Below are 14689 nucleotides of genomic sequence, written 5' to 3' on the forward strand. Positions count from 1 at the left end.
GCTATCGCCGCTGGAGAAAGGTCGTCCTTGATTGTCAGGCGTTCCGGGTTATTCAGGAGGGCCAGTTGGATAGGACCACCTTTCCGGTGACGGTCGAGCTCTCGAGGAGCTCGTGAGCGCGCCGAAGGCCCTCGGCGTTAATTGGTTCGATGTGGGTTGTCAGCGTTGAGCGGATGCGTCCGGCGTCGATCATCCCGGAGAACTCGTTGAGGAGCTGATGCTGGTAGTAGTCGTGAGGTTCAAACAGAGGACGGGTGAACATGAGCTCCCAGTGCCAGGTGATGCTCTTGCTTTTCAGTGCATCGATGCTGCCGCCGGACTGATCGATAGATACGACCTGCCCTCGGGGTTTGATCACATCAGCAATGGCCTCCAGGTTCGCTGGAGTGAAGGAGGTGAAGACGTAGTCCACTCCGTTGGGTGCCAGCCGCTTGACGTCGCTGGTGAAGTCGCGCGGAACTACTTCGTCCGCTCCCATAAGTTGAACCCATTCCGACGACTCGGGTCTCGAAGCGACAGCGATGACCTTCAGGTCTGTGAGGGCTTTGGCCAGTTGGATGATCAGCGATCCGACACCCCCCGCGGCGCCGATTACAAGGAGCGTCCCTGAGTCCGACCGGGCGAGTTTCAGCTTATCGAACAGCGCTTCCCATGCGGTGATGGCAGTCAACGGCAGTGCTGCTGCAGCAGCGTCGCTGAGTGACTGGGGTTTGTGGCCGACGATGTTTTCCCGCACCAGGTGGAACTGGGCGTTTGTTCCGGACCGGCCGATGGATCCTGCGTAGTAGACCTCGTCGCCGACAGCGAACCTGGTGACGTCAGGGCCGACAGCGACGACGGTTCCCACAGCGTCGTAACCAATCACCCGGGGAGTCTCAAGAGACGGCGAGCCGGCCCGGACCTTCGTGTCCACGGGATTCACCGACACGGCACGGACCTCTACGAGCAGGTCAAAACCGGTAGCTTCCGGCACGGGCAACTCGAGATCCCGGAGGCTGTTGGGTGAGGAAATGGGCAGCCCCGCGTCGAAGCCGACGGCTTTCATAGTCTTCATGCGTCCACCGTACTGATTCGACCACGCACACGTGCAAGGCCCCCGGTACATATTTCGCCTTATATTCGGTTCGGACGCTCGAATAAAAGCCAGACTCGTGTTCCTCGGGGCAGCCAGCACCGGTACCCCTGCGGTGCTCTCCAAATGTTCAACGGGTCCTCCGGGCCGATGCGCGACCCGACGCATGATGGGTATGCGGTTATCGGACCGGGAGCAGCGCTGGGGGGGGGGGGGGGGGGGGGGGGTCAGGCTGGGAGGACTGTGCGGTCGAATGTCTTCCCAAGCCAGGTGAGAATGACCCCCAAGCTGTCGGGGTCGAGTTGCGATCCGTCCGTGTTGTAGCCGCTCAATGGTGAGGCGGTGATGTCGGCTGGGTCGCGGGTGTCTCTTTTGAATACGTGATTCGCGGTGGGTGGGAATGCAAAGGTGATGTTTGGATTGGAGGCGGCGGCTTCCTGGAGCGGTTCACCGTCTGCATAGACCTCGACCTGGATGTCGCGCCCGCCGATGAGCACCAGCGTGGGAATCCGCACCCTGCTCAAGTAATCACTTGCTGACTCGACCCACAGTTCGCGCGCGAACGGCAGGTTCATCGGGGCCTCGAAGCCGGCGAGGAGCGTCTTGATGCTGTCCGGTAAAGCGGGGTCGGGATTCATCGGCTCTCCGGACGCGTAGCGCGCGGCTGCTTCCTCGATCATCGGAAGGAACTCGGCGCCGCCGGGGATCTGGGCGAGTTGATGAGCCAGTTGAGATAGCAGGACCTGCTGTATCGGACGGCCCGGGGGCGCCGCGAGCATCAGCCCCGCGAAGGGGACTTCCTGAGTGCTGGTCGCGTAACGGAGGACATGAAGGGCCCCCTCGCTATGGCCGAGCCCGACGATGCGTGAGGAGTCAATCATGTCCAGCCCGGTGAGCACCTGAACGGCCGCGACCAGTTCATCCAGGTGAGACTGCATGCTGATCTTCCCGAGGAGTTTCGTGGCACTGTCCATTGCGTGGGGGCCCGAGGCCCGCTTGTCATAGCGCAGAGACGCAATGCCTGCCTGGGCGAGTGCCTCCGCGATGAGCCGCCCACTGCCATGCCTTCCGGGGACCACCGGTGAACACCAATCCCGGTCAGTAGGCCCGGATCCTGCAACCAGGATCACCGCCGGAAACGGCCCGTCACCGTCGGGCCGGACGACTGTCCCCTCCATGGTGATGCCATCGAGCTGCCACGACACGTCAAAAGAATCCGTCACCCGCTCAGTCCCACCACCAATCACCGGGCCACCGCCGCGTTGATGGAGTCCACAACGGCCCGCGGATTCTCAACGCTGAGGTAGAGCCGCTGAAAGCGAGGAGATGTTGTCTGGATCACGATGGCGGTCCTCCCGCCGGCGACGTTCCAATAATGTCGCTCGCCGTCCTTACGCCAGGTGCCAACCCATTTGTGGCCGGGTATACCCAAGCCAGGGCTACGCACTCCCTTGTATTCCTCCGTGATTCCCGGGTCATGCGTCGCTCCCCGCACCTGATCGATGGGTACTTCGATGCGTCGGACGAAGCCCCAGACCTTGTCGAGTCCTTGTGGTTCTACCACAAGGACCTTGCGGGTGTCGTCGATTGAGACCTTATTCATGAGGTTCCTCCGTTCAGGCCGGCTCGCGCCAGCAATCGCGTTCCAAGCTCCAGGGCCGCGTCGTCGCCCCACACCCCGGTGGTCTGGGCGCAGAGAGCACGTACTTCTTCGTCCCGTGCCGCCAGTTCCACCAGTGCCACCAACAGGAGTCCGTACTGGCCCTCGACATCAGCCATGGACGTTCGCAGGCACTCGACAAAAAGGCCGCGCTTGCTGCCAAAGGCAGCGTACAAACTCGCTCGATGCACACCAGTGGCCTGCACCAGCCGATCCATCGAACAGCCCTCATATCCCTCGGCGGCGAACAACCTCGCCGCCGCGGCAACGGCGGACCCGATATCAAACTCCCGCGGACGTCCCATGGTTAAAGAATACTCATTCAAGAACGACCGGTCAAGAAACTACCGCCCGAGAACGACTGAAACGGGAAGGGTGTTGCTGAAACGCACATCTTGGGTCTCCAAGCACACTCCGGGGCTCCGCCATCGCTCACACCCATGCTTCTGCTATCACAAACCATGTAGCACCGAGGACGCCTGGGGCGCGGGGGCGCATTCAAATGGGCACCGATCGGACCGGATGCACCACAGTCAGGCCGCCATTGATGCACTCGGTCTCCACGCCGTGCCAGCGGTTGTGCACAACCCGGACGTTGAAGCGACTATCGATGGGTCCGGTGGGACTAGCGGTATTCAGGGTTGGGATGCGGCTCGGAACGATCGCGATCTTTCCATTCCCCGGGGAGATTCCCCCAGGCAGGAAGACCGTTATTGCGCCGCAGCATGTCCGCCATATGAAGCAGATTCCAGGTCATGAAGGTCGTATTGCGGTTCGTGAAGTTGTTCTCCGGTCCGCCCGAGCCTGCGTCGAGGTAACTCGGTCCGGGTCCGGCTTCCCCAATCCATCCCGCATCGGCGGCGGGCGGGATGGAGAAGCCGATGTGCTGGAGGCTGTAAAGGATGTTCATGGCACAGTGCTTGACGCCGTCCTCGTTCCCGGTCAGCAGTGCCCCGGCCGTTTTTCCGTAGTACAGAAACTGACCGTTGGCCTGGGTCATACCCGACATCGAGTAGAGGCGTTCGATGGTCCGCTTGGTGATCGAGCTGTTGTCGCCGAGCCAGATGGGCCCGGCAAGGACGAGAATGTCGGCCCGCTTCACTTCAGCTGCGACGATCGGCCAGTCGTCATGGTTCCACCCCCGTTCCGTCATGTCGGGGTAGACACCGGTCGCTATGTCGAGGTCAACCGGTCTAATGATGCTCACCTCCACCCCATTCGCCCGCATGATGTCGGCACTCTTATCAATGAGACCCGAGGTGTGACTCAGCTCGGGACTGCGTTTCAGCGTGCAATTGAGGAAGAGAGCACGCAGACCCTCCGGGTTCGTCTGACGGTGCGGGGGCTGCTGAGGATCTGGCATCAATCGAGTATCCTTCGAGGCTGTTCGGTACGGACGTTCCGGCGCGGATACCGCGGATCCAGTATCAGGTCGTCCCATCGCTGGTCCCGATGATTCAATCATGTCCTTTCGGCGCAGCGGACCGTTTCCGAGACTGGAGCGCGCCTTCGAGAAATTTGAGGAGCGGTTCCGTCGGCTCCAAAACGTCGGGCACATACTCGGGATGACCGGCGAGGTAACTTTTGATGTACGGACACACAGGAACGATGATTCTCGCCTCAGCGACCGTTCTGCTGAGTGCGTACTCAGCCAACGTCCCCGCAATCCCCTGCCCTGCATACTCATCGATCACGGCCGTATGGAAGAAAATACGATGATCGCGTTCGTCATCCACGTAAGCGGCCTGACCAACGTAATGACCGCCTGCCCGTACCTCGAATCGACTGCGCGGAATGTTCTGAAATACGTTCAACTCATTCACTGACCCTCCCAGAAAAAGAGTACCAAGCACGCTCAATCTCCTCGCTCCGCGACCCAGCATCCGTTGCTGCCCACGCAGCCAGGGCGGGCGTCGGTGCGGGAGTCCGGGACGTCGTCGACCCGCCGATAACGGCGGGATGGAGGATCCTGTGACCTGCGCGAATCTCGTCTGCCGGCGCGGGTGATGCCCCCGAGTCACGATGCGCCAGCCAGACCGGGCGGCTGGTTAGAATCTCCCCATGCACCCTTCAGCGGCCGACGCTGGACCGGTGCGTCCTCGCACGTTCATCGACAAACGACGGGACCAACAATGCACACGGGTATGACGCGACCAGAGCCGCAGGCTGATATGGCGGGCGCAGGCGGGACAACTACGGCGGGGAACGGGTGGCCTGCGCTGCGCGTCTCGGAGTGGCAGGACACCCGGTCCACGCTGCACATGTGGCTGCAGGTTGTCGGCAAGATCCGGATGGCGCATGCGCCGCTGGTCAATCACTGGTGGCAGGTGCCGCTGTACGTGACGCCGCGGGGCCTTGGTACCTCGTCGATACCGTACGGCAACGGCATGTTCGACCTCGAGTTCGACGTCGTCGCGCACCGCCTGCTGGTCCGCAGCAGCTCCGGGGAGGACCGCAGCGTGCCGCTGGAGCCGCAGTCGGTGGCGCAGTTCCACGAGCGGACCATGGCGGCGCTGTCGGAGCTGGGGATCGAGGCGCCGATCCGGCCCGTCCCCACGGAGGTGGATCCCGCCGTCCCGTTCGCCGAGGACCACGCCAACACCTCCTATGACGCCGAAGCCGTCACCGCCTACTGGGGCCAGCTGATCCAGGCCGAGCGCGTCATCACCCGGTTCAGGGCCGAGTTCCTCGGGAAGGTCAGCCCGGTGCATTACTTCTGGGGCGCGATGGATATGGCCTGCACGCGCTTCTCGGGCAGGCCCGCGCCTACGCACCCGGGCGGTGCCCCGAACTGCGCCGACTGGGTGATGGTGGAGGGGTACTCCCACGAACTCTCCAGCTGCGGCTTCTGGGCCGGCGGCGGTGAGGAAGGAGCGTTCTACTCCTACGCCTATCCCGAGCCGGAGGGTTACCGGGAGACACCCATCGGCGTTGAGGGGGCGTTCTACAGCGAGGAATTCCGCCAGTTCCTGCTGCCCTACGAGGCCGTGCGGACCGCGGCGGACCCCGACGCCACCCTGCTCGAGTTCCTGCGTGCCACCTACCGTGCCGCGGCGACCACCGGATCCTGGGACGAAGAACTCCTCGTCAATCCCGACCGACTCACCAAGCACACCCGATAGGACAGGACTCTCGGTGCTATCCACTTCAAAAGTGGATAGCACCGAGAGGACGGTGCTTGGCACGAGGCGACGGGGAGGCGATTCGCTGAACCTCGGCCGGCGTAAAGATCAGCGCCAAGCGATTCGGCGACGGTATCCGGGTCCAGACAGTGGGATTCCCACTGCGCTCCGGGTTCCTGTGGGTCCAACCCGCGTTGGTGCCCGGAGGCGCCCAGATGGACGGCCGAAACCCGACATACCGTTGATACCGTCAGGCCTGGTGGTTTGTCCCGCCAATAGAGGAACCGGATCGTTCCGGGAAACGTTTCGCGCGTTCCATCAGCCATACCATGATCACCACGGCGACGTTCATGAGCATCAGAATGATCATGGCCGGCCCGGGACCGGAATCAACGCCCCGGTCGAGCGCGCTCGTGCCGTTGCCGGAGAACACGGCGTTGACGATGCCCGCGACGACGTTATTGGCGACATGGAACGCGATCGCCGCTTCGAGCCCTCCACTGATGAGCCCCACGATCACTGTGCAGGCGGAAAAGACAAAAAGATAACTGACAAACCACGGCTCCACTGACACGTGAACCAGGGCGAACAACACCCCCGAGACGATAATGCCGAAGGCAATTGCGGGGCGCACGCCACGGAACCAGGCCCCGGCTGCAGGGACGACCGCTCCCCGGAACAGCACCTCTTCGCCTGCGGACTGCAACGGTGTCGCTACCAGGGTCACGAGAATGAGGAGGAGGGTGGTGGTTCCAATCTCGACGGCACCCGTGCCGGTGGACTCAGGTGCGATCAGCCTGGTGACAGTGCCTCCGATCGCGACCAGCACGGCTGCACCGAGAAGATAAACGCGCAGGCGGCGCCAATCGAAGGACCGGTTATGGCGGAAAAGGCTCCGCCACGGGATGTTTGCCAACCGGGCCATGAGCGCTGTCGTGATCAGCCCGGCAAGGGCGGTGCTGATCCCGACCGCAAGGATCGTCAGCGGAGTAAGCACGGGTTTCAGCGGATCAGCAGGACCTTCGATCAGCGTCACAAACTGAAAAATCGCGATCTGCATAACGAGCAAGATCACAGGCACCGCGATGAGGACGATCAGGGACTTCCACCGCTGCATTCGGATATGCACGCCGAAGGGCCGGTCGGAGATCGGAGCCGAATCCTTCCTGCCGTCCTGCTCCTGCACGGAGTGTGGCCGGTCCTGAGGGACTGCGCCGCTGCTCACAGGACCACCCACCCTGCCGCACCTGCGCGCGGCGCCGCGGGGAGGCGTCCCCCCAGGTGACTTAGCGACCTCCGGCCCGAAGCAGAGCCGGGATCCCCGACGAAAAGATCGTCCATCCGTAGAACCATCATGTGTTCCTCTCAAAATAGTGTCGGCCAACATCACCGAACCGCATGACAAAGGTGTTCAACCGAACACCGAGTCCTCAGTGAACAAGACCGATAGGACACACTATCACAGCGTACTAGTACGGTGTGATAAGCGAGGATCATGCATCTACCCGGTAGGTCTTGTCGAGTTCATCCTTCGATGCGTGCGTCGGCAGCGCTGGCCAGCACGATGTATCGATAACATGGAGCGGGAGGCATAGATGGAGAAACGCGACGGCGGTGATGTCAGTTCGCGCGAGAAGGTCCTTGCTGCGGCGGCGGCGATGATGGCCGAGAACCCCGCGGCGAATCTCAGCGTGCGCGCGGTCGCGGGGCGCGCCGGGGTCAGTGTCGGGTCGCTGAGGTTCCACTTCCCCACCCAGGACGCCCTGCAGGACGCCCTGCTGGCGCGGATTTACGACCACTTCTTCCCCGAGGATCCGATCCGCGATTCCGCATTGTCCGCCCGGGATCGTCTGGTGGCGTGCCTGCGGCAGATCCTCGCTCCCAACGGAGTGGGAGCCGATGCCCGCAAAGCCTGGGCTGGGGTGTACACGGCCTTCATCGAGCCCGAACAGACCCCGGACCTCCGCTCGACCTACGCGGGGATCGAGCGTCAGTCCCTGCGGCGGGTCACCTACTGGCTTTCAGTCCTCGCCGAAGATGGCGCCCTCCAACGGGCCGATCACACACCGCAGGCGCGGTTTCTTCTCACCGTCCTCAACGGACTCGCGTACGAGCGGGCCCTGCCCTCGAGTGGACCGCTCCTGCAGTCCGAAACCACCACCCTCTACCTCGCCGTTGACGCGGTGCTCGGAACACACTAGCCGGCGACTCGCCGCGACCGGGGCAGGTGCCACAGGCGCGGTGCAGCCTTCGCGGTTACCCGTGGGCGGTGCGGGTGAGTTCGCGCCAGCGGGGGTGGTCGGTGAGGGTCACGAGAAGACACAGCGCAGTCACCGCGGCGGCGATCCACCCGGGCCAGAGTATCCAGGCGGTTATCGTTGCTGCCACGAGCTGGATCAGCAGTATGAGGATGGTGACGATGCCATGGACGGCGACCGGTCCATCCCCGCCGGGGCGGTCGCCCGGGGTGCTGAACACGGCGGGAAGCCCGATCAGCAGCACCACGGCTCCGATGGCGAGTGGAATCGAGTGCGGCCACAGCGCCCAGGCGGAGCCGACCCAGGCAATGAGTTCGGCTGTGAAGCGCAGCCCTCCGCGGAGGAGGTCGTGGCCGGGCGCCCTGGTTCCGGGTCCTGTGGATTGTCGTGCGGTTTTCATCCTGCCGGCCGATTGTCGATCACAGCGGTGGGCCCTGGCGCGGGCACCTCATGCCCATGCCCGGCATTGCCCGCTGCCGCCCGCAGGCCCTGGTCGATGAAGTCGAGCATCCAGGTAAAGCTGCTGTTGACGTCTGTGCGCAGCTGGAAGCCGTCAGAGATCTCGAGCGCCGCGAAACCGTGCAGCATGCTGCGCAGCATCCGCACCGCGTGGACCTCGTCCGCAGGATCCAGGCGGTAGCCGAGCAGCACGGCGGAAAGGGGGATGAGCGCACGTTCCAGTGCCGCGGCGAGGGGATCGTCCGGGCCAGTGGGCCGGACCCCGACGGTCGCGGCGTAGCGGCCGGGATGTTGCTTCACATAGCCGCGCAGCGCCTGGGCCGCCCCTTCGAGGGCATCCCTGCGTGCCCTGCCCTGCGTTGCATCACGCACTGCCTCGCCCAGTTCGGTGACCGCGAGGACGCAGATGCGGCGGGCGAGGTCGGCAAGCCCATCGACGTGCTTGTACAGCGAGGGGGTCTTCACTCCGAGACGTTCGGCGACGAGGCTCATGCTGAGCTCGGCGAAGCCGATCTCGTCAGCGAGGACGGCGCCGGCTTCGGTGACGGCCGCGGCATCCAATCCGGCCCTAGGCATTGTCCACTTTGGTCGTGGATGGCAGCGTCCTGCCCAGGAACGGCAGCAGCAGGGCGAGCAGCTCGCCCGGGGTCTGGGTGTGCGGGTAATGCCCGGCCCCTTCGATGACAGCAAGTTCACCGACGCCGTCGGGAAGATCGGCGATAATACGTTTACCTTCGGCGCGGGGGTCGGTCCAGTCGGGGTCGGCACTGCCCTCGACAATCAGGACCGGCCGCCGGACATTGGGCAACTGGGCGCCGGCATCGGCCGGAGACGTCTTCATCATGGCGCGCAGGTCCGCCATCCGCTCGGGCCGGCTCACGGTGTCCCGGATGCGCCCGGACTCGCGCTCCCAGTCGGCGGGTTTGGCCGGGACCGCCAGGTCCAGATAGGCCAGCCACGCCTTCACACTGCCGGTCATCAGGACCTTCGCGAGCCGGATCGTGCCGGCCCGGTAGTCCTTGTGCCGGAGCAGGCCGCCGAGGTCGGCTGTCTGCCTGCGGGTGAAGGGGGCCAGTTCCGCGACGCCGGCGACCAGGTCGGGCGCTGTCGCGGCGGCGATGGTGGCCGCGCCGCCGCTGATCGAGTGGCCCACAATTACTGCCGGGCCGCCGAGTGAACGCACCAGGGCGACAAGGTCACCGGCGATGTCGGTGCGGCTGTAGCCGTTCCAGCCGGTGCTGGATTCGCCGCAGCCGCGGATATCCATGTTGGCGACCCGGTAGCCGGCGGCCACCAGGGCCGGGGCGATGAAGCGGTAAGAGTGCCGGCTGTCGCCTATGCCATGGGCGAGGATCACGAGGGGTCCCTCACCGCTCAGTTCGTAGGCGATGGTCCCCTCAGGGGTGCTCATGTGCTCGGTCATGACAGCCTCCAAATGGCTAATAGTAATAGCTTAAAGCTAAACCGTTTAGCCGAATCTGTCAAAGCCCCACAGCGCCACCATGTGGTGGTTGGAAAAGTGGTGTCGTTTCGGGGGAGCGGGGAATCAGCTTCGCCGACGCAGTGACGAATCGAGCAGGGCCGGCGGGGCGTCGTTCTTCTCCTGCGGTGCGAGATCGGTGCCGGGTGGCACGATGGCATCGATCGCGTCAAGGATGTCTGCGGACAGGACGGTGTCGGCGGCGGCGATCTGGGAGTGCAGGTGATCCATGGTGCGCGGTCCGATCAGTGCGCTGGTGACCGCCGGATGCGCTGTGACGAAGCCGAGCGCGAGCTGAATCATGGTGAGGCCGGCGCCGTCGGCGACCCTGGCCAGCTGTTCAACGGCGTCAAGCTTCGCCCGGTTGACGGGAGTGGAGACGTCGAATCTGTGCTGCATGAAGCCCGAGCGGTTCGTGCCGATCTCCTGGCCCTCGCGGATGGCGCCTGAGAGCCATCCGGAGGCGAGGGGGCTCCACACCAGGACACCCATGCCATACTCCTGGGCGGCGGGAAGTACGTGGGTTTCGATGCCGCGCTGCAGGATTGAGTAGCCGGGCTGCTCCGTGGCGTAACGGCTCAGGTGGTGCGAGCTGGCGGCCCACTGGGCCTGGACAATGCGGTACGCCGGGAAGGTTGAGGAGCCGAAGTGGCGGATCTTGCCGGCGCGCTGCAGGTCGGTCAGAGCGGAGAGGGTTTCTTCATCGCTGGTCCTCGGGTCCCAACGGTGGATCTGGTAGAGGTCGATGTGCTCGACGTTGAGCCGGCGCAGGCTCGCCTCCAGTTCCGTGATCAGCCAGCGCCGGGAGCTGCCCTGGTGGTTGCGCTCGTCGCCCATGGGCAGGCCCGCTTTGGTGGCGAGGACGACATCGTCGCGGCGGCCGGCGATCGCCTTGCCGACCATTTCCTCGGACTGGCCGCCGCTGTACACGTCGGCGGTGTCGATCAGGTTGATCCCGGCCTCGAGGGCGGCGTCCACCAGCGCGGTTGCTTCGTCTTGTGTGGTCCGGCCGATCTTCCCAAAGTTCATGGCGCCCAGCGCGAGCGAGCTGATCTGCAGGCCGGTGCGGCCGAGGGTGTTGTACTGCATGAGGGTGTCCTTTTCGATCTGGGTGGGGTTGGGTTGTGAGGAGCTATTTGCTGTCGATGCGGCCGAGCGGAGCCGGGTTCTCGTCAAGCGCGGTGACGCTCTCGCGCCAGCTCGGATCGGTGGGAGACAGCGCGCTGCGCAGGTAGGAGGAGGTGGCGTGCTGGATGAAGGCGACCCGGGTCGGATTCTCGTCGGTGGTCTCCGCAGCTCCGTAGCCGGGAATTCCTCCCAGCGAGTGTTCTGCCCCGAAGACGGTCAGCAGGCTCTTTTTGCCCGGACTGAGATGGTAGGGATCCGCGCACCAGTCCGCGCCCCGGACGCTGAGGGGGGTGCGGTCCCTATCTCCCGCGATGACGAGGGCGGGGGCGGTCATGTCGGTGAAGCTTTGGTTCAGGAAGGGGTAATTCGCTGCGGCGAACTCCGTCAGATCAGCGCCGCCCCTCCCGGGGGCGGCCAGCAGCACGCCAGCCGTGATCCGAGGGTCGGACAGGTCCGCTCCCGGCCCGCCGTCCGGCCCCATGACCCGCGCACCGAGCAGCTGGCCGACTGTGTGGCCGCCCCAGGAGTGGCCGGCCGCGGCGATCCGGCGGTGGTCCAGGCGCCCGGCCAGGCCCGGCACGGCAGCTTCGATGGAGTCGAGCTGGTCAAGGATCTGTTGGAGGTCGTTCACGCGGAAGCGCCATCTCTCGGAGAACCGTGGGTCCTGAGGGTGGAGGTTCAGCATCCGCGAGTCGAGGTGGGTTGGCTGGATGACGGTGAAGCCGTGCGCTGCCCAATGATCGACCAGAGGGCCGTAGTCCCTCATAGACGAACCATTGCCGTGGGAGAAGACGATCACGGGCAGCCCGCGCCCGGTCACCGGAGCGGAGACCCGCACCCGGAGGTCGTCACCGCGGCCGCGGACCGGCAGCACCACCGGGCTGACAGACATGACCGGAACCGGAGCACCGTCGGCCGGGTCTGCATGCGAGGAGAGAAGATCTGTCATGCCACGGGCTTTCCGTCGGGAGGGGATGATGTGTCGCCCGGACGCCGCCTGTAGGTGAGCTATCCGGTCTGACATACTTACTAAAAGGAACGTTGCTCCGTTTGACTATACGGAACGCTGTTCCGTTTAGCAACGTGGACAAAAGAGGATCAGGGATATGAGTCTGGACGCCGGGCAGGCAGGGCAGGGGATTCAGCGGAAACGTGCGGATTCCTTACGCAATGAACAGGTGCTCCTTGCCGCTGCCGCTGCTGTCTTTGTCGCCTCCGGCGTTGACGCGCCGGTACGCGAAATAGCAGGCAAGGCCGGGGTAGGGGTCGGCACGATCTATCGTCACTTCCCGACCCGCGCGGACCTCATCATCGCCGTGTACCGGCACCAGGTGGAGGCGTGTGCCGAGGCCGGTCCGGCCCTGCTGGCCGCTACCGAATCCCCTCATTCGGCGCTCGGCCGGTGGATTGACCTTTTCGTCGAATTCCTCGTCACCAAGCACGGCCTGGCCGCAGCTCTGCAAAACGACAGGGACGGCTTTGACGCCCTGCACACCTACTTCGTCGACCGGCTGGTGCCGGTGTGCGCGCATCTGCTCCGAGCCGCCGTGGCAGCAGGGGAGATCGACCCGGACATAAGCGCCTATGAACTTATGCGCGGGGTCGGCAATCTATGCGCCGGCGCCGGCAAGGATCCGCGGTACGACGCCGACCGGCTGGTCAAACTGCTCATCAGGGGGATCGCTCGACCCGCTCTGCCGCCGACCGACGATTAAAGGGAACCGGAAGGCAGGACCCCGCCGGCTCGTAGGCGCCCAGCGCAGGCCCAGGAGGAGGACAGACGAGGAGGCATTCACCTCTCCGCACTGCGGGCCCGGGCCCGCCTATCCTTAGGCCATGAACTCCGGCCCGCGTCTGCGCCTCGTCCTGCCGCACCAGCTCTTCGACCAGCACCTTGAAGCTGCAGATGGCACGGTGTTTGTGCTCATCGAGCATGATCTTCTCTTCCGTCAGTACGCGTTCCATTCCCACAAGCTGGTGCTGCACCGTGCGTCGATGGCCCGCTTTGCCCGCCGCCTGAGCGGGCACGGCTACGAGGTCGTCGTCCTTGCAAGCGATGCCGGCCATAGCTCCTCCGATCAGCTCGCCGGGCTGGTCCGGAAGCGGAACCCGGTGCAGGTGACCTGGTTCGACGTGGTCGATGACTGGCTCGAGCGGGACCTGTTCGCAGCGCTCGCCGACGGCGGCTACCGGATGCGCCGGGACGACGTGTTCGAGACACCGAACTTCCTCACCGACCGGAGGCGGATCGATGACTGGTTCGCACACAATGACTCCCGGATGCAGGACTTCTATGTGTGGCAGCGCCGTCGACTCGGCATTCTGCTCGACGACGGGGAACCCCTCGGCGGGAGGTGGTCCTTCGATGCCGAAAACCGAAAGAAGCTTCCGCGCGGTTATAGCCCTCACGTGGTGGGCCGTTTTGCGCGCCATCCCGTCCTCCGGTCAGAAGGGACCCTCGATATTGAGGCGCTGATGGGGGACGGGGCTGGTGACCGGATGCATCCCGCGGTGGACCTCGCGATCGCCTGGGTGAGTGCCGAGTTCCCGAACGCTCCGGGGGACCCCCACCTGTTCGCCTGGCCCACCAGCGGCGACGAAGCGCGCCGGCACCTGCAGGAGTTCGTCAGCGAACGATTGAAGGAGTTCGGACCCTACGAGGATGCGATCTCCACTGCGCATCCGTTCATCGCCCACGGTCTGCTGACGGCAGCGCTGAACATCGGACTGCTGGACCCGCGGGACGTCGTGCGGGCGGTACTCGAGGGAGCCGATGCCGATACCCCACTCGCCTCACTGGAGGGGTTCGTGCGGCAGGTGATCGGGTGGCGTGAATACATGCGGGCCACTCACCGGACCAGCGGCCGGCAGATGCGTACTTCGAACCACCTCGGGCACCAGAACGCACTCGGGGACGGGTGGTGGGATGCGCGCACCGGACTGGCGCCCGTGGACATGGTCATTTCCCGGGTACTCGCCACCGGGTACGCGCACCACATCGAGCGGCTGATGGTGCTCGGCAACGCAATGTCCCTGCTGCGGATCCACCCCGATCAGGTATACGAGTGGTTCATGGAGCTGTTCATCGACGCGTACGACTGGGTGATGGTCCCCAATGTCTATGCCATGAGCCAGTTCGCTGCGGGCGAGGAAATCACGACAAAACCCTATGTCTCCGGCAGCAATTACCTGCGGAAGATGTCAGACCTCCCCACGGGGCAGTGGACGGCCGACTGGGATGGCTTGTATTGGACGTTCATCGAGGATCACCACGCAGTTCTGAAAGGGAACCCGCGCATGCGGATGATCGTCTCCCTGCTTGAGAACATGGACCCGGATACCTTGAACGACCACCGACGCCGCGCCCGGGTGTTCCTCGACGGGGCACACGAGACAGCACTGCTGAAAACGACGCCGGCGCGCGATACGGCTCGTGAACCGTGAATGTGGTGTGTTCCCCGCGAATTCGTGCAGCGCAGCTCCTCAAAGCGTTGCACGACCGTAATGAAA

At 64.4% G+C, this 14689-nt stretch carries 16 protein-coding genes; 4 read left to right on the forward strand and 12 right to left on the reverse strand.

What is annotated here, in order from left to right; translation table 11 throughout:
• Positions 1-52 precede the first annotated feature (52 nt).
• The 6 genes from GVV77_RS09680 to GVV77_RS09705 all read right to left on the reverse strand — a co-directional run bounded on the left by GVV77_RS09680 (position 53) and on the right by GVV77_RS09705 (position 4555).
• Positions 53-1054, reverse strand: a complete 1002-nt coding sequence (locus GVV77_RS09680; RefSeq protein WP_246199740.1) for a zinc-binding alcohol dehydrogenase family protein — start codon at positions 1052-1054, stop codon at positions 53-55.
• A gap of 245 nt (positions 1055-1299) precedes the next feature.
• The gene (locus GVV77_RS09685) at positions 1300-2277 is read right to left on the reverse strand and encodes an alpha/beta hydrolase family protein (RefSeq protein ID WP_201293207.1); all 978 of its coding nucleotides are present in this window, start codon (positions 2275-2277) and stop codon (positions 1300-1302) included.
• A gap of 38 nt (positions 2278-2315) precedes the next feature.
• On the reverse strand, positions 2316-2675 hold the full coding sequence (locus GVV77_RS09690) for a hypothetical protein (protein ID WP_159617918.1): 360 nt from the start codon (positions 2673-2675) through the stop codon (positions 2316-2318).
• The gene (locus GVV77_RS09695) at positions 2672-3037 is read right to left on the reverse strand and encodes a TetR/AcrR family transcriptional regulator (RefSeq protein ID WP_159617919.1); all 366 of its coding nucleotides are present in this window, start codon (positions 3035-3037) and stop codon (positions 2672-2674) included. Before GVV77_RS09695 ends, GVV77_RS09690 begins: the two co-directional genes overlap by 4 nt.
• Positions 3038-3357: 320 nt before the next feature.
• The gene (locus GVV77_RS09700; protein WP_159617920.1) at positions 3358-4095 is read right to left on the reverse strand and encodes a flavodoxin family protein; all 738 of its coding nucleotides are present in this window, start codon (positions 4093-4095) and stop codon (positions 3358-3360) included.
• 94 nt (positions 4096-4189) lie between these two features.
• On the reverse strand, positions 4190-4555 hold the full coding sequence (locus tag GVV77_RS09705; RefSeq protein ID WP_246199741.1) for a GNAT family N-acetyltransferase: 366 nt from the start codon (positions 4553-4555) through the stop codon (positions 4190-4192).
• 321 nt (positions 4556-4876) lie between these two features.
• On the opposite strand from GVV77_RS09705, the gene GVV77_RS09710 reads away from it, so the two are divergent.
• Positions 4877-5854: a DUF5996 family protein gene (locus tag GVV77_RS09710; RefSeq protein WP_246199742.1), complete on the forward strand. Its 978-nt coding sequence runs from the start codon at positions 4877-4879 to the stop codon at positions 5852-5854.
• A 250-nt stretch (positions 5855-6104) separates the two neighbouring features.
• Here the strand turns inward: GVV77_RS09710 and GVV77_RS09715 are convergent, their stop codons facing one another.
• On the reverse strand, positions 6105-7040 hold the full coding sequence (locus tag GVV77_RS09715) for a CPBP family intramembrane glutamic endopeptidase (RefSeq protein ID WP_159617922.1): 936 nt from the start codon (positions 7038-7040) through the stop codon (positions 6105-6107).
• A gap of 409 nt (positions 7041-7449) precedes the next feature.
• Here GVV77_RS09715 and GVV77_RS09720 point away from each other — a divergent pair, with 409 nt between their 5' ends.
• Positions 7450-8055, forward strand: coding sequence for a TetR/AcrR family transcriptional regulator (locus GVV77_RS09720; RefSeq protein WP_159617923.1), 606 nt, complete (start codon positions 7450-7452; stop codon positions 8053-8055).
• 55 nt (positions 8056-8110) lie between these two features.
• On the opposite strand, the gene GVV77_RS09725 is transcribed toward GVV77_RS09720, so the two are convergent.
• The 5 genes from GVV77_RS09725 to GVV77_RS09745 all read right to left on the reverse strand — a co-directional run bounded on the left by GVV77_RS09725 (position 8111) and on the right by GVV77_RS09745 (position 12128).
• Positions 8111-8512: a hypothetical protein gene (locus tag GVV77_RS09725; protein ID WP_159617924.1), complete on the reverse strand. Its 402-nt coding sequence runs from the start codon at positions 8510-8512 to the stop codon at positions 8111-8113.
• Positions 8509-9147: a TetR/AcrR family transcriptional regulator gene (locus GVV77_RS09730; RefSeq protein ID WP_159617925.1), complete on the reverse strand. Its 639-nt coding sequence runs from the start codon at positions 9145-9147 to the stop codon at positions 8509-8511. Before GVV77_RS09730 ends, GVV77_RS09725 begins: the two co-directional genes overlap by 4 nt.
• The gene (locus tag GVV77_RS09735) at positions 9140-9994 is read right to left on the reverse strand and encodes an alpha/beta fold hydrolase (RefSeq protein WP_159617926.1); all 855 of its coding nucleotides are present in this window, start codon (positions 9992-9994) and stop codon (positions 9140-9142) included. Before GVV77_RS09735 ends, GVV77_RS09730 begins: the two co-directional genes overlap by 8 nt.
• A gap of 123 nt (positions 9995-10117) precedes the next feature.
• Positions 10118-11140 (reverse strand): aldo/keto reductase, encoded by a 1023-nt coding sequence (locus tag GVV77_RS09740; RefSeq protein ID WP_159617927.1) that lies wholly within the window; start codon positions 11138-11140, stop codon positions 10118-10120.
• A 43-nt stretch (positions 11141-11183) separates the two neighbouring features.
• Positions 11184-12128 carry an alpha/beta hydrolase family protein gene (locus GVV77_RS09745; protein ID WP_159617928.1) on the reverse strand — a complete coding sequence of 315 codons (945 nt, stop codon included), beginning with the start codon at positions 12126-12128 and terminating at the stop codon, positions 11184-11186.
• 157 nt (positions 12129-12285) lie between these two features.
• Here GVV77_RS09745 and GVV77_RS09750 point away from each other — a divergent pair, with 157 nt between their 5' ends.
• Both GVV77_RS09750 and GVV77_RS09755 read left to right on the forward strand, forming a co-directional pair.
• The gene (locus GVV77_RS09750; protein WP_159617929.1) at positions 12286-12894 is read left to right on the forward strand and encodes a TetR/AcrR family transcriptional regulator; all 609 of its coding nucleotides are present in this window, start codon (positions 12286-12288) and stop codon (positions 12892-12894) included.
• A 121-nt stretch (positions 12895-13015) separates the two neighbouring features.
• Entirely contained in the window at positions 13016-14623 is a 1608-nt protein-coding gene (locus GVV77_RS09755; RefSeq protein ID WP_159617930.1) for a cryptochrome/photolyase family protein, read from the forward strand.
• Positions 14624-14689: the final 66 nt, after the last annotated feature.

The sequence above is a fragment of the Arthrobacter zhaoguopingii genome (assembly GCF_009828605.1).
In the GTDB taxonomy this organism is placed as follows: Bacteria; Actinomycetota; Actinomycetes; order Actinomycetales; family Micrococcaceae; genus Arthrobacter_D; species Arthrobacter_D zhaoguopingii.